The sequence below is a fragment of the Rhizobium sp. TRM95796 genome (assembly GCF_025779995.1).
Taxonomy (GTDB): domain Bacteria; phylum Pseudomonadota; class Alphaproteobacteria; order Rhizobiales; family Rhizobiaceae; genus Rhizobium_E.
This window is the reverse complement of the sequence record NZ_JAOXHE010000012.1, coordinates 147,577-172,220: the sequence shown is the minus strand read 5'-3', so window position 1 is coordinate 172,220 and position 24,644 is coordinate 147,577. Positions and strand designations below refer to the sequence as shown.

25 protein-coding genes are annotated in these 24,644 nt (G+C 63.8%); 19 read left to right on the top strand and 6 right to left on the bottom strand.

All coding sequences use genetic code 11. From position 1 onward, the window contains the following. Nucleotides 1-4: 4 nt before the first annotated feature. The 5 genes from OCK01_RS22870 to OCK01_RS22850 are packed head-to-tail and all read left to right on the top strand — an operon-like array spanning nucleotide 5 to nucleotide 5,609. Nucleotides 5-694, top strand: coding sequence for a CpaD family pilus assembly protein (locus OCK01_RS22870; protein ID WP_263825970.1), 690 nt, complete (start codon nucleotides 5-7; stop codon nucleotides 692-694). A gap of 46 nt (nucleotides 695-740) precedes the next feature. Beyond that, nucleotides 741-2,027, top strand: a complete 1,287-nt coding sequence (locus OCK01_RS22865) for an AAA family ATPase (RefSeq protein ID WP_182827854.1) — start codon at nucleotides 741-743, stop codon at nucleotides 2,025-2,027. A gap of 29 nt (nucleotides 2,028-2,056) precedes the next feature. Then, nucleotides 2,057-3,550, top strand: a complete 1,494-nt coding sequence (locus OCK01_RS22860; RefSeq protein WP_182827853.1) for a CpaF family protein — start codon at nucleotides 2,057-2,059, stop codon at nucleotides 3,548-3,550. Between the two features lie 55 nt (nucleotides 3,551-3,605). Next, nucleotides 3,606-4,616 (top strand): type II secretion system F family protein, encoded by a 1,011-nt coding sequence (locus OCK01_RS22855; RefSeq protein WP_263825969.1) that lies wholly within the window; start codon nucleotides 3,606-3,608, stop codon nucleotides 4,614-4,616. Between the two features lie 12 nt (nucleotides 4,617-4,628). Next, entirely contained in the window at nucleotides 4,629-5,609 is a 981-nt protein-coding gene (locus tag OCK01_RS22850) for a type II secretion system F family protein (protein WP_263825968.1), read from the top strand. Between the two features lie 102 nt (nucleotides 5,610-5,711). Here the strand turns inward: OCK01_RS22850 and OCK01_RS22845 are convergent, their stop codons facing one another. After that, nucleotides 5,712-6,452 carry a tetratricopeptide repeat protein gene (locus tag OCK01_RS22845; RefSeq protein WP_263826011.1) on the bottom strand — a complete coding sequence of 247 codons (741 nt, stop codon included), beginning with the start codon at nucleotides 6,450-6,452 and terminating at the stop codon, nucleotides 5,712-5,714. 188 nt (nucleotides 6,453-6,640) lie between these two features. On the opposite strand from OCK01_RS22845, the gene OCK01_RS22840 reads away from it, so the two are divergent. From OCK01_RS22840 to OCK01_RS22815, 6 genes are all read left to right on the top strand, one after another. Next, nucleotides 6,641-8,038 carry a leucyl aminopeptidase family protein gene (locus OCK01_RS22840; RefSeq protein ID WP_263825967.1) on the top strand — a complete coding sequence of 466 codons (1,398 nt, stop codon included), beginning with the start codon at nucleotides 6,641-6,643 and terminating at the stop codon, nucleotides 8,036-8,038. Nucleotides 8,039-8,121: 83 nt separating this feature from the next. Next, the gene (locus OCK01_RS22835) at nucleotides 8,122-8,469 is read left to right on the top strand and encodes a MarR family transcriptional regulator (RefSeq protein WP_182827848.1); all 348 of its coding nucleotides are present in this window, start codon (nucleotides 8,122-8,124) and stop codon (nucleotides 8,467-8,469) included. 11 nt (nucleotides 8,470-8,480) lie between these two features. Further along, complete coding sequence (locus tag OCK01_RS22830) at nucleotides 8,481-9,335, top strand: NlpC/P60 family protein (protein WP_263825966.1); 855 nt, start codon at nucleotides 8,481-8,483, stop codon at nucleotides 9,333-9,335. Between the two features lie 161 nt (nucleotides 9,336-9,496). Continuing rightward, nucleotides 9,497-10,429 carry a VOC family protein gene (locus OCK01_RS22825; protein WP_263825965.1) on the top strand — a complete coding sequence of 311 codons (933 nt, stop codon included), beginning with the start codon at nucleotides 9,497-9,499 and terminating at the stop codon, nucleotides 10,427-10,429. A 3-nt stretch (nucleotides 10,430-10,432) separates the two neighbouring features. Beyond that, nucleotides 10,433-11,026 carry an alpha/beta hydrolase gene (locus OCK01_RS22820; protein WP_263825964.1) on the top strand — a complete coding sequence of 198 codons (594 nt, stop codon included), beginning with the start codon at nucleotides 10,433-10,435 and terminating at the stop codon, nucleotides 11,024-11,026. Between the two features lie 112 nt (nucleotides 11,027-11,138). After that, entirely contained in the window at nucleotides 11,139-12,125 is a 987-nt protein-coding gene (locus OCK01_RS22815; RefSeq protein WP_263825963.1) for a Gfo/Idh/MocA family protein, read from the top strand. A 9-nt stretch (nucleotides 12,126-12,134) separates the two neighbouring features. Here the strand turns inward: OCK01_RS22815 and OCK01_RS22810 are convergent, their stop codons facing one another. Both OCK01_RS22810 and OCK01_RS22805 read right to left on the bottom strand, forming a co-directional pair. Then, the gene (locus tag OCK01_RS22810) at nucleotides 12,135-12,509 is read right to left on the bottom strand and encodes a GtrA family protein (protein ID WP_263825962.1); all 375 of its coding nucleotides are present in this window, start codon (nucleotides 12,507-12,509) and stop codon (nucleotides 12,135-12,137) included. Next, nucleotides 12,506-13,504, bottom strand: coding sequence for a glycosyltransferase (locus tag OCK01_RS22805; RefSeq protein WP_263825961.1), 999 nt, complete (start codon nucleotides 13,502-13,504; stop codon nucleotides 12,506-12,508). The genes OCK01_RS22810 and OCK01_RS22805 overlap by 4 nt, the downstream gene beginning before the upstream one ends. Nucleotides 13,505-13,641: 137 nt before the next feature. On the opposite strand from OCK01_RS22805, the gene OCK01_RS22800 reads away from it, so the two are divergent. After that, entirely contained in the window at nucleotides 13,642-15,468 is a 1,827-nt protein-coding gene (locus OCK01_RS22800) for a hypothetical protein (RefSeq protein WP_263825960.1), read from the top strand. A 4-nt stretch (nucleotides 15,469-15,472) separates the two neighbouring features. On the opposite strand, the gene OCK01_RS22795 is transcribed toward OCK01_RS22800, so the two are convergent. Next, entirely contained in the window at nucleotides 15,473-15,736 is a 264-nt protein-coding gene (locus OCK01_RS22795) for a hypothetical protein (protein WP_182827843.1), read from the bottom strand. Nucleotides 15,737-15,877: 141 nt separating this feature from the next. On the opposite strand from OCK01_RS22795, the gene xseA reads away from it, so the two are divergent. Beyond that, on the top strand, nucleotides 15,878-17,476 hold the full coding sequence (xseA, locus tag OCK01_RS22790; protein WP_263825959.1) for an exodeoxyribonuclease VII large subunit: 1,599 nt from the start codon (nucleotides 15,878-15,880) through the stop codon (nucleotides 17,474-17,476). A gap of 2 nt (nucleotides 17,477-17,478) precedes the next feature. Continuing rightward, nucleotides 17,479-18,075, top strand: a complete 597-nt coding sequence (locus tag OCK01_RS22785; RefSeq protein WP_263825958.1) for an NAD(P)H-dependent oxidoreductase — start codon at nucleotides 17,479-17,481, stop codon at nucleotides 18,073-18,075. 104 nt (nucleotides 18,076-18,179) lie between these two features. Here the strand turns inward: OCK01_RS22785 and OCK01_RS22780 are convergent, their stop codons facing one another. After that, on the bottom strand, nucleotides 18,180-19,418 hold the full coding sequence (locus OCK01_RS22780; protein ID WP_263825957.1) for an aminopeptidase: 1,239 nt from the start codon (nucleotides 19,416-19,418) through the stop codon (nucleotides 18,180-18,182). Nucleotides 19,419-19,612: 194 nt separating this feature from the next. Between OCK01_RS22780 and coaBC the strand changes: the two genes are divergently transcribed. After that, the gene (gene coaBC, locus OCK01_RS22775) at nucleotides 19,613-20,836 is read left to right on the top strand and encodes a bifunctional phosphopantothenoylcysteine decarboxylase/phosphopantothenate--cysteine ligase CoaBC (protein WP_263825956.1); all 1,224 of its coding nucleotides are present in this window, start codon (nucleotides 19,613-19,615) and stop codon (nucleotides 20,834-20,836) included. Nucleotides 20,837-20,838: 2 nt separating this feature from the next. Here coaBC and OCK01_RS22770 read toward each other — a convergent pair whose 3' ends face one another. Continuing rightward, nucleotides 20,839-21,651 carry a class II glutamine amidotransferase gene (locus OCK01_RS22770; RefSeq protein WP_263825955.1) on the bottom strand — a complete coding sequence of 271 codons (813 nt, stop codon included), beginning with the start codon at nucleotides 21,649-21,651 and terminating at the stop codon, nucleotides 20,839-20,841. Nucleotides 21,652-21,856: 205 nt separating this feature from the next. Here OCK01_RS22770 and OCK01_RS22765 point away from each other — a divergent pair, with 205 nt between their 5' ends. From OCK01_RS22765 to OCK01_RS22750, 4 genes are all read left to right on the top strand, one after another. Beyond that, on the top strand, nucleotides 21,857-22,768 hold the full coding sequence (locus tag OCK01_RS22765) for a pirin family protein (protein ID WP_182827838.1): 912 nt from the start codon (nucleotides 21,857-21,859) through the stop codon (nucleotides 22,766-22,768). A gap of 107 nt (nucleotides 22,769-22,875) precedes the next feature. Beyond that, nucleotides 22,876-23,493 (top strand): glutathione S-transferase family protein, encoded by a 618-nt coding sequence (locus OCK01_RS22760; protein ID WP_263825954.1) that lies wholly within the window; start codon nucleotides 22,876-22,878, stop codon nucleotides 23,491-23,493. A gap of 100 nt (nucleotides 23,494-23,593) precedes the next feature. After that, a complete protein-coding gene (locus tag OCK01_RS22755) occupies nucleotides 23,594-24,184 on the top strand; it encodes a dual specificity protein phosphatase family protein (RefSeq protein WP_263825953.1) in 591 nt (196 codons plus the stop codon). A 55-nt stretch (nucleotides 24,185-24,239) separates the two neighbouring features. Further along, nucleotides 24,240-24,644, top strand: coding sequence for a GFA family protein (locus tag OCK01_RS22750; protein WP_182827835.1), 405 nt, complete (start codon nucleotides 24,240-24,242; stop codon nucleotides 24,642-24,644).

Below are 24,644 nucleotides of genomic sequence, written 5' to 3'. Positions count from 1 at the left end.
AGCGATGACGACTTCTTCGACCAAGCGCCAGGTCCGCACCGGTTTCCGTCTTCGTCGCGGCGGCGGCGTCGCGCTTGCGCTCATCGCGGCGCTGGCGGCCTCGTCCTGCGCCTCCAAGCGGGATCTGCAGACGACGGGATCGATCCCCGACGACTACCGCACTCGCCATCCGATCATGCTCGCCGAGGTTCGCCACGATCTGGACGTTCCGGTGGGCGCCGGCGAGACGGGCCTCACAGCCGCCACCCGCGACCTGATCCGCGGCTTCGCCCAGGATTACACCACGACCTCCAAGAGCACGATGACCGTCGCAATTCCCGTGGGCGCGCCCAATTCGGCCGCCTCCCATCGGCTGAGCGGCGAGATCCGGCAGGCGCTGGCCAGCTATGGCGTCAAGCCGCAGCGCATCGTCACCTCGACCTACGCCTCGCCGTCCCCAGAGGCGTCTGCGCCGGTTCGCCTCAGTTTCGTGGCCGTCAAGGCGGTGACCGAAGGCTGCGGACAATGGCCGACGGACATGTTCGGCCGCACTTTGCGCGACAACGAGAATTGGGAGAACTTCGGCTGCGCGAGCCAGCAGAACCTCGCTGCGCAGATCTCCAACCCCACCGATCTGGTCGGCCCGCGCGGCATGAGCCCGATCGACGCCGAACGTCGCGCCACCGTGATCAACACCTATCGCGACGGGGAGTAAGCCGCATGCGCGATCTCCTTCCCGCCTCAACCGAAAGCCATATGTCATGAACGCTGTCGAATATGGAATTCTTCGCGACGAAGGGCCCGTGGTCGAAAACGAGATCAGGCCGGGCGATCTGGATCAATTGCGGCCGCTGCCGCGCATCTCGGTTCATGCTTTCTGCGAAACGGAAAACATGTACCGGTTGATGGAGAAGCTGGCCCAGGATCGACGTATGGCCAAAGTCAGCTTCCGCATCAATCAAGGCACCACGGAAGCCGCCGTCAACATGTTCAGCGGCGCCCCGACGCCCAATCTGATCCTGCTCGAAACCAGCGCCGAGCCGGGCGCGATGATGGATGAGTTGGCGCCCCTGGCCGATGTCTGCGATCCCACCACCAAAGTGGTGATCGTCGGCCGCTACAACGATATTCCTCTCTATCGCGATCTGATCCGCAACGGCATTTCCGAATATATGGTGTCGCCGATCTCGCTGGTCGACGTGATCGCAGCGATTTCCGCCATCTTCGTCGATCCCGACGCCGAGCCGCTCGGCCGCTCCATCGCCTTCATCGGCGCCAAGGGCGGCGTCGGCTCCTCGACGATCGCTCACAACATCGCCTGGGGCGTCTCCTCGCTGTTCTCGTCCGAAGTCATTCTCGCCGATCTCGATTTTCCGTTCGGGACGGCGAATATCGATTTCGACCAGGATCCGGCACAGGGCATCGCCGAAGCCGTCTATTCGCCCGAGCGCCTCGACGAAGTGTTTCTCGACCGTCTGCTGACCAAATGTTCGGAACATCTGTCGCTGCTCGCCGCGCCGTCCGTCCTGGATCGCGCCTATGATTTCGACCGCGCCGCCTTCCAGCCCGTGCTCGAGATTCTCCAGCGCGCCGCGCCGGTCAGCGTTCTCGACGTTCCGCATGCCTGGAGCGACTGGACGCGCACTCTGCTGGCCGATGTCGACGAGGTCGTGGTCACGGCCGCGCCCGACCTCGCCAATCTGCGCAACGCCAAGAACATGTTCGACCAGCTGCGCAAGTTGCGCCCCAACGACCGTCCGCCGCATCTCGTCCTCAACCAGGTCGGTCTGCCCAAGCGGCCGGAGATCGCCGTCGCGGATTTCTGCGAGCCGCTGGAAATCGAGCCGATCGCCGTCATTCCCTTCGACGCCTCCCTGTTCGGATCGGCGGCCAATTCGGGTCGGATGATCGGCGAAATGGACGGCAAATCTCCGGTGGCGGAAGTGATGTCGCAGATCGCCCATGTCGTGACCGGCCGCGTCAGCGTCAAGAAGGCCAAGAAGAGCGCGCTCGGGTCGATCCTCGGCAAGCTGACGGCAAAGAAGTAATCGAATAAGACACGGGAGCGGATGCGCCGATGTTTGGCAAACGTGGAAATGAAGGATTCGGCAAGGCAGGCGGAGCGGCCACGACTCCGCCTCCGGTAGCGGCCGCCTCGCCCCTACCGACCCAGGTCGCGCCGCCGCCGCTCGCGCCGTCGCATGTCCCCGTCCTTCAGGAGCCGCAGCGCGACGCGCAATCTGCCACGCGGATGGCTGCGCCCGCGCCGCGCCGCAAGGCCCAGCGTTCGGAAAGCTACTACGCCACCAAGAGCCAGGTGTTCTCGGCGCTGATCGACACGATCGATCTGTCCCAGCTCGCCAAGCTCGACGCCGAAAGCGCCCGCGAAGAAATTCGCGACATCGTCAACGACATCATCACCATCAAGAACTATGCGATGTCGATTTCCGAGCAGGAAGAACTGCTTGAGGATATCTGCAACGACGTTCTCGGTTACGGTCCGCTCGAACCGCTGCTGGCGCGCGACGACATCGCCGACATCATGGTCAACGGCGCCGGACAGACCTTCATCGAAGTCAACGGCAAGATTGAGGAAAGCGAAATCCGTTTCCGCGACAACGCCCAGCTTCTGTCGATCTGCCAGCGTATCGTCAGCCAGGTCGGTCGGCGCGTCGACGAATCCTCGCCGATCTGCGACGCGCGCCTGCCCGACGGTTCGCGCGTCAACGTCATCGCTCCGCCGCTCGCCATCGATGGCGCCGCGCTCACCATTCGTAAGTTCAAGAAGGACAAGCTCACCCTCGATCAGCTGGTCAAATTCGGCTCGATCACGCCGGAAGGCGCAGCGGTGCTGCAGATCATTGGCCGTGTTCGATGCAATGTGGTTGTGTCGGGTGGCACCGGTTCGGGCAAGACGACGCTGCTCAACTGCCTCACGCGCTACATCGACACCGACGAGCGCATCATCACCTGCGAGGACTCCGCTGAACTTCAACTGCAGCAGCCGCATGTGGTGCGGCTCGAAACCCGCCCGCCCAATATCGAAGGCGAAGGCGAGATCACCATGCGCGATCTGGTCAAGAACTGCCTCCGCATGCGTCCCGAACGCATCATCGTCGGCGAAGTGCGCGGACCGGAAGTCTTCGACCTCCTGCAGGCGATGAACACCGGTCACGACGGCTCCATGGGCACGATCCACGCCAACAGCCCGCGCGAATGCCTCAACCGCGTCGAGTCCATGATCGCCATGGGCGGCTTTACGCTGCCGGCCAAGACGGTGCGCGAAATCATCACCGGTTCGATCGACGTCATCGTCCAGGCCGCGCGCCTGCGCGACGGCTCCCGCCGCATCACCCACATCACCGAGGTGATCGGCATGGAAGGCGACGTCATCATCACCCAGGATCTGATCCGCTATGAAATCGAAGGCGAGGACGCCAACGGCAAGCTGATCGGCCGGCACAGGTCCACCGGCATCGGTCGACCGCATTTCTGGGATCGCGCCCGCTATTACGGCGAAGACAAGAGGCTGGCCGCGGCGCTCGACGCCATGGAGCAGACCAAAGGGTAAGTCGGAGACTGGGGAGCCTCGCGCTGTCCGGGTCTAGGGGAAACGGGAAAAGGCCATGTTCGGATTCGACCTGACGACGATTGCGATCATCGCACTGGCCGCGATTTCCGCGGCTGCGGTCGCTTATGGCGTCTTGTTCTCCCAGATCGAGAGCGACAAGAAAGCCAAGAGCCGTTTCGAAAAAATGGGCATGTCCGATGTCGACAAGACAAAGGTCAAGGCGTCCCGCGACCGGCTGGCGGAATTGTCCAAGCGGCGTAAATCCGTGCAGGATTCGCTCAAGGAACTGGAGAAGAAGCAGCAGGAGGCCAACAAGAAAAAGGCAGCCACGCTGAAATCGCGCATCGTGCAGGCGGGTCTGTCGTTCTCCGAAACCCAGTTCTATCTCGGCAGCGCCGTCCTGGGCGCCGCCGTCGCCGTTCTGCTGCTGTTTTCCGGGGCCTCGATCCTCATCATCGCCGGCGTCAGTTTCGTCGCCGCCGTCGGCCTGCCGCGGCTCTACGTCACCTTCATGTTCAAGCGCCGCATGAAGCGCTTCATCGAAGAATTGCCGAACGCGCTGGACGTCATGGTGCGCTCGATCAAGTCGGGCCTGCCCTTGAACGATGCGATCCGGCTGATCGCCTCGGAAGCCAAGGAGCCGGTGAAAACCGAGTTCCGCCGCGTGATCGAGGCCCAACAGATGGGGCTCAGCGTGCCCGAAGCGGTCGGGCGCATGTCGCAGACCGTGCCGCTGCAGGAGGTCAATTTCTTCGGCGTCGTCATCGCCATTCAGGCGCAGGCGGGCGGCAATCTGTCCGAAGCGCTCGGCAATCTCTCGCGCGTGCTGCGCGACCGCAAGAAGATGAAGGCCAAGGTGTCGGCCCTGTCGATGGAAGCCAAGGCGTCGGCCGTCATCATCGGCGCCTTGCCCTTCATCGTCGCCTTGCTCGTCTACCTGACCTCGCCTGACTATATGTTGATCCTGTTCACCGATCCGCGCGGCCATCTGATCATGGGCGTATCTGCGGTCTGGATGGCGATCGGCATTTTCGTGATGCGCAACATGACCAATTTCGAAATCTAGGACGGACGCGCCATGGATCTCGCCAAGACACTGACAAATCCGCAGGTCGTGTTCGCCGTTCTCGTCGGCATTGCCGTATTCGCGACCCTGTACAGCCTCGTCCTGCCTTATTTCGACAGCGGCGGCCTGCAGAAGCGCATGAAGGCGGTGACCACCGAGCGCGAGCAGATCCGCAGCCGCGAGCGCGCGCGCCTCAATGCCGAAGGCGCCATGCAGCGCAGCAGCCTGCGCCATCAGAACAACACCAATGTCCGCCAGATCGTCGAGCGGCTCAATCTGCGCGAAGCGCTGGTTGACGCAGGCACGGTCGACAAATTGAAGGCCGCCGGCTACCGGTCGCAAAACGCCCTCAATATTTTCTTGTTCGCGCGCTTCCTGCTTCCGTTCATTTTCATGATCGTGGCGGCGCTCTACGTGTTCGTTCTCGGCTATCTCGCCGACCAGACATTCATGGTCAGGCTGCTCACCGTATTCGCCCTCGGCTATTTCGGCTTCTATGCGCCGAACATCTTCATCTCCAACAAGATCAACAAGCGTCAGGCCTCCATCCGCAAGGCCTGGCCGGACGCGTTGGATCTGATGCTGATCTGCGTCGAATCCGGCGTGTCGATCGAAGCCGCGATCAAGCGCGTGTCAGAGGAAATGGCGATCAACTCACCCGAGTTGGCCGAGGAAATGGTGCTGACAAACGCCGAGCTTTCATTTCTCCAGGAGCGGCGCGCCGCCTACGAAAACCTGGCCAAGCGCACCCAGCTCGATTCCGTGCAGGCAGTGAGCCAGGCCCTGATCCAGGCTGAGCGCTATGGCACGCCCATCGCCCAGGCCTTGCGCGTGCTGGCGCAGGAAAGCCGGGATCAGCGCATGAACGAGGCGGAAAAGAAGGCGGCGGCGCTGCCGCCGAAACTGACGGTGCCGATGATCCTGTTTTTCCTGCCGGTGTTGATCGCCGTCATTCTCGGCCCCGCCGGCATTCAGGTGTCGGATAAATTCTGAACCGGCTTTCATTCGGTTGCGCCTGCGGCGCGCAAGACCTTACGACAGACGAACGCCGCCTCGAGGGGCGGCGTTCGTCTGTCGGTTGGTGTTTTTGGGCGGTCAATTGGTTCCGTCGTCGGCGCTCGCGAGCTTTTTCCAGCTGTTGTCCTGCGACAGCATGCCCTTGAGATACGCGACATTCGCCTCGGCCTGTTCGGCGGTCAGCTCCTGGCGGGCGATGTTCTCGGCTTCCTGGAAGCGGCCCTGAAGCCCGACGACGAGGGCGAGGTTCTGCCTGACGCGGCTGTCGGCGCCCGGCTGGGCCACGGCCGAGCGCAGATAGGTTTCCGCCGTGCGCAGGTCGCGGCTCAGGAGATAGGACATTCCGAGATTGGACAGCACCGAAGGCTCGTTCGGATGCAGGTCCAGCGCGCTGCGATAGGCGAGGCGGGCTTCTTCCGTGCGGCCCAGCTGGTCGAGGATCGCGCCTTTGGCGCTTTCGAGCTTCCAGTCGGGCCGGTCGGGCGTCTGGGCCCGGTTGATGGTCGTCAGCGCCGGCTCGAGCTGGCCGGCGGCGGCCTGCGCCTTGCCATAGGCGGCGAGCACGGCGCGATCGGTCGGGTTCTTGATCGCCACTTGCTGCATGACGGCGAGGGCCTGGCCGTTGCGTCCGCTCATGCGCAGAAGCGTCGCATAGTTCAAGCCGGCGTTGCGGTCGTTGGGATTTTTGGCGTAGGCGTCGCCGATCTTGCGCGAGGCGGCCTGCAGTTCGGGCTGCGTCATCGCCTCGACCGGCTTGTTCAGGCTGGGGATCGATCCCGTCGTCTCCCGGCTCGTCGTGGAGCAGGAGGTCATGAGCATGGTCAGGAAAAGCGCGGCGCCGACCGACGCCATTGTCTGGGACTGCATCCTATCGCCCTCTTGCCGACATCTGCGGCTTGGCTGGGAAAAATCCAGCGCCGCAACCTTCGCTCCAGCAATAGTCTGTTAACCCTAACAGAGTGTTAATTTGGCGAATCCACACCACCCGATTCCCGCAAGGACAGTGAATGGCCCCCTTTCAATTCATCGAGCGTCCCACACCGTTCAACACGAAGCTGGGCAAGACGCTGCCGATTTTCGCGGTGACGCCGGCCCATATCGATACGGGTCTCGTCGATCCGATCGCGCTCGATTGGGCGCGGAAGTCGGGCTACAAGGCAGAAGCCGGATCACTGCTGCTGGTGCCGACCGAAGACGGGCATCTCGGCGGCGCGCTGTTCGGCCTCGGCGCCTATCCCTCGGAATCGCCCTATCTCACCGGCAAGCTCCCACGCATTCTGCCCGCCGGCGAATGGCACATCGAGACGGCGCCCCTGACGGCGAACCGTTTGGCGCTGGGCTACGGTCTCGGGAGCTATCGTTTCGAGAAGTACAAGAGCGGCTCGTCCAATCCGCCGACGCTGCTCATCCCCTCCGACGCCGACGCCGCCCGCGTCAAGCGCCTGCTCGCCGGCGTTTTCCTGGCGCGCGACCTGATCAATACGCCGGCGAACGACATGGGCCCGGATGCCCTCGAAGCCGCGTTCCGAGCCCTGGCCGCGCATTATCATGCTGAAGTCCTGGTCGTGCGGGGCGAGGCGCTGCTGCAGGAGAATTTCCCGTTGATCCATGCCGTCGGCCGCGCCTCCGAACAGGCGCCGCGCCTTCTCAAGATGCGTTGGGGCAAGAAAGGCCATAAGCGGGTGACGCTGGTGGGCAAGGGCGTCACTTTCGACACCGGCGGCCTCGACATCAAGCCGTCCTCCTCGATGGCGCTGATGAAGAAGGATATGGGCGGCGCGGCCAATGTGCTGGGTCTCGCTCTCATGATCATGGACGCCAAGCTCAAGATCGATCTCACCGTGATCGTGCCGGTGGCGGAGAATTCGATCTCCGGCAACGCCTTTCGTCCGGGCGACATCTATCGCAGCCGCGCCGGCCTCACCGTGCAGATCGACAATACCGACGCGGAAGGCCGGCTCATTCTCGCCGACGCGCTGGCGCTGGCCGACGAGGACGAGCCGGATCTGCTAATCGACATGGCGACGCTGACCGGCGCCGCCCGCGTGGCGCTCGGCCCCGACGTTCCGCCCTACTTTACCGACGACGAAGAACTCGCCCATCAACTGATGGAGTCGAGTCTCGAGGTCGACGACCCGATCTGGCGGTTGCCGCTCTACAAGGGCTATGAGAAGGACGTGACCGCCAAGATCGCCGATCTGACCAATGCGCCGGCGGGCGGCATGGCGGGAGCGATCACCGCTGCATTGTTCCTCAAGCGCTTCGTCAAGAAAACCCGCAGTTGGGCGCATTTCGACATCTATGCCTGGACGCAGACCGAGCGCCCGCATTGCCCCGGCGGCGGCGAGGCGCAGGCGATCCGCGCCATCTTCGACATGCTCGACGGCAAGGGACGCGCCGATTAACCCTCGGCAAAGCCTGCGCTTGCGGGCGCGGCATGTTTGGTCAAGAATGAAACGGTTACGAAACAATCCCGCCGGAGGGGCGCGTGACCGTCGACTTATCCGCCTCGCAGGCGCTGGGACTTTGGCATACGGTGTCGGTGGATGCGGTGCGTTCGGGCGACGGCGATCTGTCGATGCGCCAGATGGCCATTCTGCTACATGTCTATCTGACCCCGCCGCCGCATACGGTGCGCGGGCTCGCCGCCACGCTCGGCGTCACCAAGCCGGTCGTAACCCGCGCGCTCGACACGATGGGTGCGATGGGCGTGATCGACCGCATCAGGGACGACAAGGACCGCCGCAATGTGCTGATCAAGCGTACGCTGGCAGGCGCGGTCTATCTGGAAAAATTCGGCGATGTCATCATCGCCAAGGCTCGTGATCTCACCTGACGGATCGATATATGGCGCTCGACAGACGTATCCACGCTTTCCGCCCTGATCTTGCCGAGGCGTCGCTCCAGGGACGCGTCGATGCGGCGCGCTTCACCAACGGAGCGCCCGCGCAGGTCCGTGTTCCCAGGATTGCTCTCAGGGCAAAGCCGGATGTCTTCTGCGGCCTCGACACCGAGCTGATACTGGGGGAGGGAGTCCGGGTGTTCGAAGTCGCCGACGGCTGGGCCTGGGTGAAATCGGATCTCGACGACTATGTCGGCTATCTGCCGCAGGCGGCGATCATCGACACGGCGCCTACGCCCACGCATTGGGTCACCGTTCCCCGCACCTTTCTCTATCCCGAGCCGGATATGAAGCGGCCGCCGGTCGAGGCGGTGTCGATGGGCAGCCGCATGACCGTGACAAGCGAGGCGGAGACGCGCGGGACCCGCTATCTGCTAACCACCGAAGGCGCGGTGATCGCCCGGCATCTCGCTCCGGTCGGCGCGACGATCTCCGACGACTATGTCGATGTCGCCGCCCGCTTTCTCGAAACACCCTATCTCTGGGGCGGACGCACCGGCTTCGGGCTGGATTGCTCCGGCCTCGTGCAGCTTTCGATGATGATGGCCGGCCGCGCCGCGCCGCGCGATTCCGACCAGCAGGCGGCGATGCCGGGCGAGGGGCTCAGGCGCTCCGAACTCACGCGCGGCGATCTCGTGTTCTGGAAAGGCCATGTGGGGATCATGGAGGATCGCGACATACTCCTGCACGCCAACGGTCATACGATGAGCGTGGCGCGTGAAAAGCTCGATGACGCCATCGGCAGGATCGCGTCCCTTTATGGCCAGCCGACCTGCTTCAAGCGACTGGACTGTAAATAGATTGTCTCTATGCCAAATTTTTTCGTCTTTATTTTGTGAACAATCCGTGCCTGCCGGAGGGGATACCCGAAACGGGGCGCCGGGGGCATATTGGCTTTCAGAACGGATCGCCGCTTGGGCGCTCCCGAAATTCAGGCCTCAGCGCCGGAAAGGATGCCATCATGCTCGACCAGATCAAGGGCCTTCACCACGTCACCTCCATGGCCGCCAGCGCCCCGGTCAACAATCACTTCTTCACCAAGACGCTCGGCCTGCGCCGCGTCAAGAAGACGGTGAATTTCGACTCGCCCGACGTCTATCACCTCTATTACGGCGACGAAGTCGGCACGCCCGGCACGGTCATGACCTATTTCCCCTTCCCCAATATCGGCCGTGGTCGTCCCGGCACGGGCGAAGTCGGGACCACGGTGTTCTCCGTGCCGAAGGGCGCGCTGGGCTACTGGGCCGACCGGCTGACCAGCCAGGGCGTCGATGGTCTGCAGGCCGAGGAAACCTTCGGCCAGAAGCGGCTGAACTTCGCCGGTCCCGATGGCGACGGCTTCGCGCTGGTGGAAGTGGACGGCGATGATCGCGCGCCCTGGACCGAGAACGGCGTCGACGCCGATCACGCCATCCACGGCTTCCATTCGGTGGCCATGCGTCTGCGCGATGAAGGCGCCACCGCCGAACTGTTGAAATATATGGGCTATCAGGAACTCGACCGGAAGGACGGCGTCGTCAGGCTCATCGTGCCCGGCGGCAACGAAGCCTCCACCGTCGATCTCGAAACCATGCCCAATATCAACAGAAGCCTGCAGGGCGCGGGCTCGGTCCATCACGTTGCTTTCGCGGTCGAAAACCGCGCCAAGCAGCTGGAAGTGCGCAAAGCGCTGATGGACACCGGCTATCACGTCACCCCCGTGATCGACCGCGATTACTTCTGGGCGATCTATTTCCGCACGCCGGGCGGCGTGCTGTTCGAAATCGCCACCAACGAACCGGGCTTCACCCGCGACGAGGACGTCGCCACGCTCGGCGCCGATCTGAAACTGCCGCAGCAGCACAAGCATCTGCGTCCGATTCTGGCCCAGCATCTCGAAAAGCTGGAGGATTGAACCATGGACTATCAACACAGGATCCGGGCCGGCGCGCCCGGATCGCCGATTGCGTTCGCCTTTCACGGCACGGGCGGTGATGAAAACCAGTTCTTCGATTTCGCCGGCGATCTCATGCCCGGGGCGACGATCGTGTCGCCGCGCGGCGATGTCTCGGAATATGGCGCCGCGCGCTTCTTCCGCCGCACGGGCGAGGGCGTCTACGACATGGCCGACCTGGCGCGCGCCACCGACAAGATGGCGGCCTTCGTCGAACGGCTGAAGCAGGAGCATCAGGCCTCCGCCGTCTACGGTTTCGGCTATTCGAACGGCGCCAATATCCTCGCCAATCTCCTGATCGAGAAAGGCGGCCTGTTCGAACGCGCAGGCCTTCTGCATCCGCTGATCCCGTTTGCGCCGAAGCCGCAGGCCGGGCTCAAGGGTGTGAAAACGCTGATCACCGCCGGCGAGCGCGATCCGATCTGCCCGGCGCCGCTGACCCAGCGGCTGCAGGCCTATCTGGAAAGCCAGGGTGCGGAGGCTTCGATCGTCTGGCATTCGGGCGGCCATGAACTCAGGCCGCAGGAAGTCGAGGCGCTGACCCGCTTCTTCGCCTGATCGGGTAGTTTCGAAAACAGCGATGAGACGGTCTCGCCATGCGGGGCCGTCTCTTTTCTTCCTGACGATTGCGCCTTATGGTCCGGCGCAAACCAAAGACAGGGAGAGAGACATGTTGCGTTTCGGTATTGTTTCCACGGCGCGGATCGGCCGCGAGCTGGTCGTGCCCGCCATTCAGGACGCGGAAAACTGCGTCGTCACCGCCGTCGCCAGCCGCAATCTCGACAGCGCCCGCGCCATGGCAGACCGTTTCGGCGCGCCGCACGCCTTCGGCTCCTATGAAGAGATGCTGGCCTCCGACGCGATCGACGCGGTCTATATCCCGCTGCCGACCTCCCAGCATGTCGAATGGACGATCAAGGCGGCGGACGCCGGCAAGCATGTGCTCTGCGAGAAGCCGATCGCGCTCAAAGCCGACGACATCGACCAGCTGATCGCCGCCCGCGACCGCAACAAGGTGCTGGTGTCGGAAGCCTATATGGTCACCTATTCGCCGGTCTGGCGGAAGGTGCGCGAACTCCTGGCCGAAGGCGCGATCGGCAAGCTGCGCTTCGTGCAGGGCGCCTTCACCTATTTCAACCGCGATCCCGGCAATATGCGCAATATCCCGGCGCTCGGCGGCGGCGGACTTCCCGATATCGGCGTCTATCCCACCATCACCACCCGTTTCTCGACCGGCAGGGAGCCCTTGCGCATCCAGGCGACGACCGAGCGCGATCCGGAATTCGGCACCGACATCTTCTCGTCGGTCAGGGCGGATTTCGGCGATTTCGAGCTGAGCTTCTACATCTCCACCCAGCTCGCCGCCCGCCAGATCATGGTTTTCCACGGCGACAAGGGCTTCATCGAAGTGAAGTCGCCCTTCAACGCCGATCGCTACGGCGCCGAAGAGATCGAACTCACCAACCAGAACCATTCGCAATCCCAGCATTTCCGCTATCAGGATTGCCGTCAGTACCGCTTGGAGGCCGAAGCTTTCGCCCGCGCGGCCATGGGCGGCGAGGCCGAGGTGGTGACGCTGGAAAATTCCAAGCTGAACCAGAAGGTCATAGACGCGATCTATCGCGCCTCGGAAAAGGACGGCTGGGAAACCGTCTGAGACGGCGGCTCAGCGTCCGAACACCAGGCGCGAATAACCGAACCAGGACAAGCCCATCGCCGCGAACGAGGCAATCGCCGCGGCGATGACGGGGTAGAGCCCGGGAAAACCGAGTAGAATCGCTGAATAGATGGCGTAGTTGGCGAGCGCGGAGACAAGGCCTACCCCGCCGTAACGCGCGCCTTCCGAAGCCAGAGACCGACCGCTCTTGCCGAAGGTCAGGCTGCGATTGAAGATCCAGGTCACGCACATGGCGAAGGCGATGGCGACGACGCGCGCCCAGAAGGGGCCGATCGGCGTCGCCCAGATCAACAGCGCCAGCATGCCGGCGTCGGAGACGAAGCCGAGGCCGCCGGCCACAGTGAAGAGAAACAGCCGTTTCACGCCGCTCTCTTGCGGGCGGTGCGCACAGGGGAGGGGGCCGGCTCGGCGGGAGCGTGGCGGCGGCGGGTTTCCGACAGCGCCGGCAGATCCATATAATGGATGCGCAGGAGTTCGGCGCGCGATCGGGCCAGACTGTCGAGGATCAAGCCGGCCGTGAACGTCATGCCCGACATGATCAGCAGCACCATCGAAAACACCCAGGTCGGCATGCGCGGCACGAGCCCGGTCTGGGCGTATTCGATCAGCACCGGCGTCATGAAGGTCAGCGACGCCGCGAGCAATGCCGAGGAAATCGCGAAATAGAAGGCGAAGGGTCGGACTTCCTTCATCAGCATGGCGAACATGAACAGGATCTTGCCGCCATCGCCGAAAGTCGAGAGCTTCGAGAACGAACCCTCGGGGCGGCGACCGTAATCGAGTTCGAGCTCGATCACCGGCAGTCTCAGCCTGGAGGCGTGCACCGACATTTCCGTCTCGATCTCGAAGCCGTTGGAGACGGCGGGGAAGCTCTTGGCGAAGCGGCGCGAGAATGCGCGATAGCCGGAGAAGATGTCGGTGAAATCCTTGCCGAACAGCGAGCGGTAGAGCGTGTTGAAGATCTTGTTGCCGAACGCGTGGCCCTGGCGGCCGGCGTCGCGGGTCACGTCGCGGCGCGTGCCGACCACCATGTCGGCGCGCTCTGTCACCAGCGTGGTGATGAGGTTTTCGGCGTCTTCGGGCGCATAAGTGCCGTCGCCATCGGCCATCAGGTAAATGTCGGCGTCGATATCGGCGAACATGCGGCGCACGACATTGCCCTTGCCCTGGCGGCGTTCGCGAAACACGGTCGCGCCGGCGAGCGCGGCCCTGAGCGCGGTGTCGTCACGGGAATTGTTGTCATAGACATAGATGCGAGCCGAAGGCAGCGCCTGGCGGAAACCGCGGACGACGTCGCCGATCGTCAGCGATTCATTGTAGCAGGGTATCAGGACTGCGATGTCGAGATCGTCGTTCATTCGTGCTCCTCGCCGGCGACCGGCGGTCGGGCTCCTCACTGGCTTTACTCTTTCTTGAGAAGGTTAAGCTTAGGTTTCGCTCCGATGGTCTTTCGCGCTCGGGCGGCGGGCATATGTCTGAAAACGGTAAAGAAGCGATGACTTTCCCTAACCTTCTGGAGAGCTTCCGGCCGGACGGCGAGCGCGCCGGCGCCGGCTGGCTCCTGCGTATCGTCCTTCTCTTTTCGGCCCTCGCCATCGCCGCGCAGATCGGCGCGCATCTGTCGACCTACAAGGATTTTATCGGTCCCGACCCAGACGACGTCATGCGGTTGGTGGAAGTGCGCGACTGGCTCGGCGGCCAAAGCTGGTTCGACCTGCATCAATATCGCATGGGCCCGCCCGGCGGCATGCTGATGCATTGGTCGCGCTTCGTCGATGCGCCGATCGGCGGCCTGATCCTGCTGTTCGGCCTGTTTGTGGGCCCCGACACGGCGGAGGCCGCCGCCGCCTTCGTCTGGCCGCTCGCGCTGATCCTGCCCTTGATGGCGGGCATCGGCCTCGGCGCCTATCGGCTCGGCGGCAAGCCGGCGGTGGTGATCGGGCTCGCTCTCGCATTCATGTTCCTCTTCACCATGATGCGCTTCCGGCCCGGCGGCCTCGATCATCACAATGTGCAACTGGCCGTGGTTGCGCTTTTGGCCGCCTGCCTTCTCGATCCCCAGGCGCGGGCGCGGTCTTTCGCGGCCGCCGGCGGCCTATCCGCCTTCGCGCTTGCGATCGGCGCCGAAACCACGCCGCTGATTGCGGTTGCGGCCATGGGCGTCGCCCTCGTCTGGGCCGTGCGCGGGCAGGATTATCGCCGCGCCGCGATCGCCTTCGGTTTAGCTTTTGCAGGCTTTGCGGCATTGTTCTTCTTCGCGACCACGCCGCACGCCTTGTGGGGCCGCGTCACTTGCGACACGCTGTCGATCGGATTTCTGTCGATCGCCCTGATCGGCGGCGCGGGTCTCGCTGCGGCGGCCGGTTTTGCGTCGCAACGCGGCCCGCTTTGGCGCTGGGGATCGCTCGCCCTTCTCGGCGCGCTGGCCGGCCTTGTGGCGCTCTTCGTCGCTCCGGAATGCCTCGGCAATCCCTTGTCGAGCCTCGATCCCATGGTGCAGGACCTCTGGCTCGGCAGCATTTCCGAGGCGCAGCCGATCGGCAAGCAGTTCGAAGTCAGTCCCGATGCGATCGGCGGCATTTACGGCGTCGGCCTCATCGCGCTCGGGGTCGCCCTGTTCCGGATTTGGCGTGGCGAGCAGGTTCTCGCCTATAGTCTGCTTGCCGGCCTGATCGCCATCTCATGGATCGTCAGCGCCATCCAGGTGCGCGGCATGATCTTCACCAATCTCCTGTCTGTTATGCCGCTTTCGGTGATCGTCGCCGATCTCCGCGCTCATTATCTCGCCCATCGCAATGAGCCCAAAGCCGCCATCGCCTTCATTCTCGCCGCCCTGGCGAGCGTGCCCTCGGTATGGGCCTTTTCCGGCGCGGCCGTGACGATCGCGGTCAACCGTGTGTCCGGCGCTTCGTCGGAGGAAAAAGAGGATGAGGATAAGCCCGCCTGCATCCGCAAGGACAGTCTAGCGGAAGTTTCTAAGCTGCCGCCTGGCCGCATTCTCACCGCCTTCAATGCCGGCCCGGCCATCCTCCGCTTCACGCCGCATGCCGTGCTGACCGGCAATTACCATCGCAACGCCAAGGGCTTGCTCGACGGGTTGAGAATGGCGACGTCGGATCCCGCCGTCGCCGCAGCGCTGATGGAGGCGGACAAGGTCGGCTATGTCCTGCTGTGCATGGACGATCCTCAGGTGGAAACGCTCAGGGAAAAGTTCCCCAACGGCTTCTGGGCGCGGCTCGCCCGCGGCGAAATCCCCGAATTCCTCGAACCGGTGGAAGCCTCGGGCGACCCGCGCATGAAGATCTTCCGCGTGATCCGCTAGCGTCTCACACCAGACCCACGAGGCTGCTCGCCGTCGTGCCCGTTGCCAGCACGCGCACGATCCGCGCCGGCAGGATCGAGCCGGCCGCAAGCGCTGCGAATGTAGCCACCGCGCCGGATTGCAGTTCGGCGGTCACCGCCCCGCTCGAACCCACATAGAGGGCTCGGGTCGTTTCCGGAAGCGCCGCCGCATCGTCGGGCGTCACCGGAAAAGCGTGAATGGCCGGGCCGTTGAGCGAAGCGACGGTGGTTTCAAAACGGTCTGTCATGTCGATGTCTCCTTCTGGTTCTGACGGACCATCATCGCATGGCGCTCGAGACAGGGGACGAAGCGGGGGAAAACGCCAGCGCGGGGCCGAGATGGAGGCCCGGTTCTGGAGTAGATCGCGGAAGCGCTGATATAGAGAGCCATGAGCTTCTTCGACAACGATTCGCCCGGCAACCTCGCCGAATATACGGTTTCCGAAATCTCGGGCTCCATCAAGCGCACGATGGAGACCGCATTCGAGCATGTGCGGGTGCGGGGCGAGATTTCAGGTTATCGCGGCCCGCATTCCTCCGGTCACGCCTATTTCGCGCTGAAGGACGATCGGTCCCGGCTCGAAGCCGTGATCTGGAAAGGCTCCTTCAGCCGGCTCAAGGTGCGGCCCGAAGAGGGCATGGAGGTGATCGCCACCGGCAAGATCACCACTTTCCCCGGTTCGTCGAAATATCAGATCGTCATCGAAAGCCTGGAGCCGGCCGGCGTCGGCGCGCTGATGGCGCTGCTCGAAGAGCGCAAGCGCAAATTCGCCGCCGAAGGCCTGTTCGATCCCTCGCGCAAGCAGCTGCTGCCCTATATGCCCCATGTCATCGGCGTGGTGACCTCGCCGACCGGCGCGGTCATTCGCGATATCCTGCACCGCATTTCCGATCGCTTTCCGCTGCATGTGATCGTCTGGCCTGTCCGGGTGCAAGGCGATGGCGCAGGCGCGGAAATCGCCGCCGCCATCGACGGCTTCAATGCGCTCGATCCCGGCGGTCCGATCGCCCGGCCGGATGTGCTGATCGTCGCCCGCGGCGGCGGCAGTCTCGAAGATCTCTGGTGCTTCAATGACGAGGCGGTAGTGCGCGCCGCCGCCAATTCCGCCATTCCGCTGATCTCCGCCGTCGGCCACGAGACCGACTGGACGCTGATCGACTACGCTTCCGACCAGCGCGCCCCGACGCCCACGGGCGCCGCCGAAATGGCCGTGCCTGTCAAAGCCGATCTCGAGGCGCAACTGGCCGGCCTCTCGGCGCGGCTAGCCTCGGCCATCAACCGGCAGATGGACAATCGCCGCCAGGGGCTGAGGGGGCTCGCCCGGGCGATGCCGTCGATCGACCAGCTGCTGGCTTTGCCGCGCCGTCGCTTCGACGAAGCGGCCTCCCGGCTCGATCGCGGCCTGGAGCTGACTGCGCTCAACAAGCGCCGCATGCTTGAGCGGGCCGCCTCGCATCTTCGTCCCGATATGCTCGCGGCGCGTTTTGCGGAACGGCGTCAGCGGCTTAGTGATCTCGGCCTGCGCGCCGAACGGGTGGTGGAGCGGCGCATCGACCAGCTCAAGGCCCGCATCGCCCGCGCAGACGCCGTCTTCTCCGGCCTGCCCGCCCGCCTTGCCAATGAGACGGCGCGCAGCCGCGACCGGCTCAACAATCTCGCCCGGCGCAGCGATGGCGCGCTCGACGTGCGCCTGAGGCGCGAACGCCAGGCGCTCGCCGCCCATGACCGTATTCTGCAATCGCTGTCCTACAAGAATGTGCTGAAGCGCGGCTATGCCGTGATCCGTGACGAGAATGGCCAGCCTTTGACCCGAGCGGAGCAGGTGGCTGCAGGTCATGCGCTCGCGATCCAGTTCGCCGATGGCAACATTGCCGCGACGGCCGGTGAGGGGGCTGAGCCGCCGACGCCAATTACACTCACGACTGCGCCGCAGCCGCGCAGGAAATCCGCCAAAGGCTCTCCCATCGATCAGGGGAGCCTGTTCTAGCCGTGGCGCGCAGCTTCCTCGTCGTGCTCGCCCATCCCCTGCCCGAAAGCTATGCGGCGTCCGTGGCGAAAACCGTGGTCGAAACGCTGCGCGACAGGGGGCATGTGGCCGATCTGCTCGATCTCTATCAGGAGGATTTCGACCCTCGGCTTTCGGCGGCCGAGCGGGGAGCCTATTTCGATGCGCCGTGTGACACCAGCGCCGTTGATCCGATCATTGCGCGGCTCAGGGCGGCCGATGGGCTGATCCTGGTGTTTCCGCAATGGTGGTTCAATTTCCCGGCCATTCTCAAGGGCTTCTTCGATCGGGTTTTCGCGCCGGGTGTCGCCTTCACCCATGATCTGGCGGGCGGGCGCATCAAGCCCGCGCTCGGCAATATCCGCCATCTCTACGCCTTCACCACCACGGGCTCGCCCTGGTGGATGGTGAAATTCTATATGGGCGATCCTGTGTGCCGGCTGCTGAAACGCGGCATAGCCGCCTTCTGCGCCAAGGACGTCGATTTCCGCATGCTGGCGCTGCACGACATGGATCGCGTCACTGAAGCCCAATTGACCGCGCATCTCGACCGCGTGCGGGCGCTGACGGCGCGGCTTTAGTCTCTGCACGCTTTCGGAAACTCGCCTGTCGGCCCAAAGAAAAGACCCGCGCGCGAGTATGCGGCGGGTCAAAACAGCTCTCGATAGATTTGTAAAACCGGTCCTTACGCCCATTCGCCCTTGCGGAACACCGGCGTACGGGTTCCATCGGCGGCGACGCCGTCGATGTCGACCTCGCCCGAGCCGATCATCCAGTCGATATGGATGAGGCTGGAATTGCCGCCCTGGGCCTTGATCTGATCCGAGGTGAGATCGGCGCCGCCGACGAAGCATTTGGAATAGCACTGGCCGAGCGCGATGTGGCAGGCGGCGTTTTCGTCGAACAGCGTGTTGTAGAACAGAAGGCCCGAGGCCGAGATCGGCGAGGAATGCGGCACCAGCGCCACTTCGCCGAGCCGGCTTGCGCCTTCGTCGGTTTCCAGCACCTTCTTCAGCACCGCTTCGCCCTTGGACGCCTTGGCCTCGACGATGCGGCCGCCTTCGAAGCGCACCTGGATGTCGTCGATCAGCGTGCCCTGATGCGAGAGCGGCTTGGTGGAGGAGGCCACGCCCTCGACGCGCAGCGCATGCGGCGTCGTGAAGACTTCCTCGGTGGGGATGTTGGGATTGCAGGTCACGCCGTTCTTGGCCATCGACGCGCCGCCATGCCATTCATGGCCGTCGGCAAGACCCACGGTGAGATCGGTGCCCGGCCCCTTGAAGTGCAGGGCGGAGAAGCGCATCTCGTTCAGCCAGGTGGAGCGACGATGCAGCGCCGCGTTATGCTCGCGCCAGGCGGCGACAGGGTCCTCGCGATCGACGCGCGAGGCGGCGAAAATGGCGTCGGCCAGCTTGCGCACCGCATCGTCTTCGCTGAGTTCCGGAAAGATCTGCCGCGCCCATGACGGGTTTGGATAGGAGACGATGTTCCAGTTGATGTCGAAATTGGAGATCTTCTCGAGCGCTGGCTTATAGGCGGTCGACATGGCCCGATTGGCGCGGGCAACTTTTGACGGATCTTGCTGAGACAGCAGCATCGGATTGTCGCCGGATACCGCGAGGCGCGCCGCGCCATTGGCGTAGGCCTTGGCCATGCCTTCATAGAGCCAGCTTGCCGCCCGATCGAAATTGTCGTCGGCCGCATATTCATAGCGCGCCAGCGTCGCGACCTCGTCATTGTAGAAGGTGGTCACCAGCCCGCCGCCGGCCTTATAGGCGTGTTTGGTGATCTCGCGCACCAGCGGCGCCGCCGCCATCGGCGCGGTCACGACGAGGTCCTGACCCTTTTGCAGGTCGAGGCCGATCTTGACCGCCACTTCGGCGAGTTTTTCCAGCTTGACGGGATCGATAGCGGACGCGCTCATGACAACTCCATGCCTTGCTTTTCTCTGGCCCCGTTATGTGGATGATTTGGGCGGCGATGTGAAGGCGGCGCGGCGAATTAACCCTGAGCAGGGTTTGCGGGGTCCGCAACGGCCCTCGCTCGCTCTATTCCGTTGCGCCCAGGTCTTCGACCGCCTATTTTCCGACCAGAAAAGACAAGGCGGAGAAGGACACTATGGCGAAGACCGGCGCGCTCACGGGAAAACGCGTTCTCCTGATCATCGCAGGCGGCATCGCCGCCTATAAGAGCCTCGATCTCATCCGCCGCCTGCGCGAACGCGGCGCCCGCGTCATCCCGGTCATGACCCGCGCCGCGACCGAATTCATCACCCCGCTCGCCGTTGGCGCGCTGGCGGCCGAAAAGGTGCATCTGGAGTTGTTCGATCGCGACGATGAAATCGATGTCGGCCATATCCGGCTGGCGCGCGATTGCGATCTCGTCGTCGTCGCCCCCGCCACGGCCGACCTGATCGGCAAGATGGCCAATGGTCTCGCCAATGATCTCGCCTCGACCATCCTGCTCGCCACCGAGCGTCCGGTGTTGATCGCGCCGGCGATGAACCCGACCATGTGGTCCAACCCCGCCGTCAGCCGCAACGCTTCGCAGCTTCTCATCGATGGCGCCCATTTCATCGGACCTGTCAGCGGTGAGATGGCGGAAAAGGGCGAGGCGGGCGTCGGCCGCATGGCCGAGCCGCTGGAGATCGTCGCCGAAATCGAAACGCTGCTAGATGATAGACCGAAGCCGCTCGCCGGCCGGCGCGCCATCGTCACCTCCGGGCCGACGCATGAGCCGATCGATCCGGTCCGCTACATCGCCAACCGTTCTTCCGGCGCCCAGGGTCATGCGATCGCCGCAGCGCTCGCCGGCGCCGGCGCGGATGTCACGCTGATCTCGGGACCGGTGACGCTGCCCGATCCGCGCGGCGTCAAAATGGTCAAGGTCGAGCGCGCGGTGGAAATGCGCGACGCGGCGCTGAACGCCCTTCCCGCCGACATCGCGGTGATGGTGGCGGCGGTGGCCGACTGGCGCGTCGACGCCGAAGCGTCCGAGAAGATCAAGAAGTCGCCGGGCGAAGCGCCGCCCGCCCTGGCGCTCACGGAAAATCCGGACATCCTCAAGACCATCGGCCATCACGAGAAGCGGCCGAAACTGGTGATCGGCTTCGCCGCCGAGACCAATGACGTCGAAGACAATGCGCGGGCGAAACTGGCGCGCAAGGGCGCGGATCTGATTGTCGCCAACGACGTGTCGCCCGAAACCGGCGTCATGGGCGGCAGCCGCAACACCGTGTCGGTCATCGCGCCTGATGGCGTCGACCGCTGGCCCGAGATGGACAAGACGGAGGTGGCGGAACGCCTCGTCGCGCTGATCTCCGAGCGGCTCAACCCGCTCTGAAACTATTCGGCCGGGACCTTCAGATCTTCGGACGTTTCCGTGAAGACGCCCGTCGAAAACGGCGTGATCTTGATGCCGTCGTCCGACAGCACCACGGCGCTGCCGTCGGGGATCTCGCCCCAGATGCGCTCGTCCTCGTCGAGCGGTTCCGACACCAGGCAATAGCCGCCGCCCATCCGCGATGCGTAGAGCGTCGGCGCCGAGGCGCCGGTGGCGTAGCGGACGCCATAGAGCGTGTCGCCATCGGAAAAAGCGGCGGTGAAGCGCACATCCGGCGTGATGCCCATATGCAGCGCCTGCCGTTCGACCAACGCCAGCGCCTCGCGCAGCGCCGTCATCGGCATGGCGTCCAGCCCGAAATGCAAGGCCAGCATGAAGATCAGCTCGGAATCGGTGGTGCCGCGGCGGGCGGCGTAGAGCTCGTCCGGCAGCAGGCTTTCGAGCGCCCGGCGCATACGGTCATACTGGCCGATCTGGCCGTTATGCATGAAGGACCAGCGGCCGTGGGCGAAGGGATGGCAATTGTCGCGCCGGGTCGCGCCATAGGTGGCGGCGCGCACATGGGCGAGAAACAGCGTCGAGCGGATCTGGCGAGCGAGGCTCTTGAGATTGCAGTCGGCCCAGGCCGGCATCACGTCGCGATAGAGACCGGGTTCGTCACGGTCGCCGTACCAGGCGATGCCGAAGCCGTCGCCATTGGTGGGCGTCTTGGCCAGAGTGGCCGATAGTGACTGCGCGACGAGCGAATGAGCGGGCGCCGACACGATATCTTCCAGAAACAACGGCTCTCCGCGATACGCGGCCCAGCGACACATCTTTCACCCACTCGGTTTTGGCGCTTGTTGGCGCCGATATGCGATTCATCTTCCGACCAGTTCGGTTAATAAAAGATGAAGTCACAAAAGTGTCAAAGACATTTTGCGTTGCAGCATACGGAAATTGAACACTGCGTTGCATCCGCGCGGCTGTCACGGCTGCTTCGGAGGCTCTATATTCAGAAAAATCAAACGAGGAACCGCCATGTCCATCCGTCCCGTCAAGCATGAGAGCCGCGCCACGCCGACTATGGAGGGCGCGGGCGTCCACCTTCACCGCGTCTTTGGCTTCGGCGATCCTTCGCTGACCGATCCTTTCCTGATGATGGACGATTTCCGCAACGACAATCCCGCCCATTACCAGCGCGGCTTTCCCTGGCATCCGCATCGCGGCATCGAGACCATCACCTATGTGCTCGCCGGCACCGTCGAGCATGGCGACAGCCTCGGCAATCGCGGATTGCTCGGCGCGGGTGATGTGCAATGGATGACGGCGGGCCGCGGCATCATGCATCAGGAAATGCCGCAGGGCGATTTCGCCGGGCGCATGCATGGTTTCCAGCTCTGGGCCAACCTGCCGTCGTCACTGAAAATGACGGCGCCGCGCTATCAGGACGTCAAGGCCGCCGATATCCCCGTGGTCATCGATGACGACGGCACCGCCGTGCGCGTCATCACCGGCGAGTTCTGGGGCAAGAAAGGCCCGGTCGACGGCATTGCCGCCGAGCCCGTCTATCTCGACATTTCCGTGCCGCCCGGCCGCCGGAAGACGTTCGCGGTCGACACCTATCGCAAGGCCTTCGCCTATATTTTCGCCGGTTCCGGCACGTTCCGCGACGCTTCGCACCCGATGGGCGTGAAGATCGAGAAGGAGATCGCCGGCGAGGAAGTGACCATTCGCGACATGTCCGGCAACCGCACGCTCGTCGTCTTCGACAGCGGCGACGAGGTCACGGTGCAGGCCGGCGACGAAGGCATCCGCTTCCTGCTCGTTTCCGGCAAGCCGATCGAGGAACCGGTTGCATGGCATGGGCCGATCGTGATGAACAGCCGCGAAGAGATCATGCAGGCGATGCGCGAATTGCAGAACGGCACCTTCATCAAGTCGGATCATTGATGGCCCGCGTCGGCGACGAAAAGCGTGAACTTCCTGTTTCTCGGCGTCGCTTTTCGGTCGAGATGTCCTAGATTGACCCCGGATCAACAAACGGGGGACTTCAGTCCATGTACAGGCTTTATGGACGGATCGGATCCGGCAGCGCCGCCGTCGAGGCGGCGCTGGCCATTATCGGCGCGCCGCATGACATCGTTTGGGTTGACACATCCGCCGGCGAACATCTGACCGAGGATTTCGCAGCCATCAATCCGCGCCGGCAGGTGCCCGCGCTCGTGCTGCCGGATGGCGGCGTGATGACCGAAAGCGCCGCCATGCTGCTGCATTTGGCCGACGCCTTTCCGGAGGCCGGTCTCGCCCCGCGCCCCGGATCGAGCGCGCGGGCGCGACATGACCGCTGGCTGATCTTCATGGCGGTCAACATCTATGAGGGCGAGTTGCGCAAGGCCTATGCCGATCGCTACACCGTGGATCCGGACGGCGCGGACGCCGTCCGCGTCGCGGCGGAAGACTATCTCGGCGCGCAATACGCGATCATCGAGGCGGAGATGAAGGGCGATTTTCTAGTGGGGGACAGTCCTTCCATGGCCGATCTCTATCTCTGGATGGTCGCAAGCTGGCGTGATCCGCAGCAGATAAAAGCCGAGACGCCACGCGTCGAAGCGCATTCCCGCCGGCTGCGCGCCATTCCTCAGGTGCAGGCGATCGCAGAGCGTCATGGCGCCTGAAGCAAAAACGATTGGCCGTATGCGCTTTTGCCGCAGAAATGCCGCTTCCTTGGCGAAGACGTCGCTGATATAGGCGTTGGCTTATATTGGAATTGTTCTAATGAGATCGGACGGCGGCATGCAGTGGAAGCGGCTCTTCAAGCGAACGGCGCTGGGCGTCGGCCTTTTGGTCCTCGCCGGCGGCTTATTCCTCGGCCAGCAATTCCTGCGCGGGAACTTTCATGAGGTCATCCCCGGCGAGTTCTACCGCTCGGCGCAGCCTTCCGCCGCCGATATCGCCTATTACGCCAGGACTTACGGCATCAAGACGGTGATCAACCTGCGGGGCGCCAGCAAGAAGGGTTCGAGCTGGTATGTCGACGAGATCAACGAGTCCAAGGCTCTGGGTCTTCATCATGTCGATTTCGCCATGTCGGCCGCCCGAGAACTGAACGCCGTGCAGATGGCCGATCTCACCCGCATCATGCGCGATGCGCCCAAGCCGATCCTGGTGCACTGCATGTCGGGCGTCGATCGCACAGGGCTCGCCTCGGTTCTTTATCTCCAGCAGGTTGCCGGCGTGGACGAAGAGACGGCGGAATGGCAGCTGTCGCTGATCTACGGCCATTTCAGCATTCCCTTCATCAATCGCGCCTATGCGATGGATGAGAGCTGGGAAGCCTTTGAAAAGGTCATCGGCCTCGAAAGCTGAGCATTGAACATTTTTCCGCCCTGCCGCATTGTCCAGTCACAGCAAGGAGTGGACCATGCAGATCACAGGACGGTGCCATTGCGGCCGGGTGTCGTATGAGGCGGAGATCGACCCGGAGCGCGTCTCCATTTGCCATTGCACCGATTGCCAGTCGCTGACCGGCTCGCCGTTCCGCGTCACCGCGCTGACCGGGCGAGACCGGATCCGCCAGACCGGCGAGCCGCCCAAGGTCTATGAGAAACGCGGCGGCAGCGGCGCCATTCGCCTTCAATATTTCTGCGCCAATTGCGGCTCTCCCATCTTCACCACAGGCCAGGGCGCGGCCTTCGAGACCTGGGGTATCCGCTGGGGCAGCATCGACCAGCGCGCTGAACTCGAACCCGGCCGCCAGAAATGGACCCGTTCGGCCGCGCCGTGGATCGGAGAGATCGGCGATCTCCCCGGCTCCCAAGGCGACTGA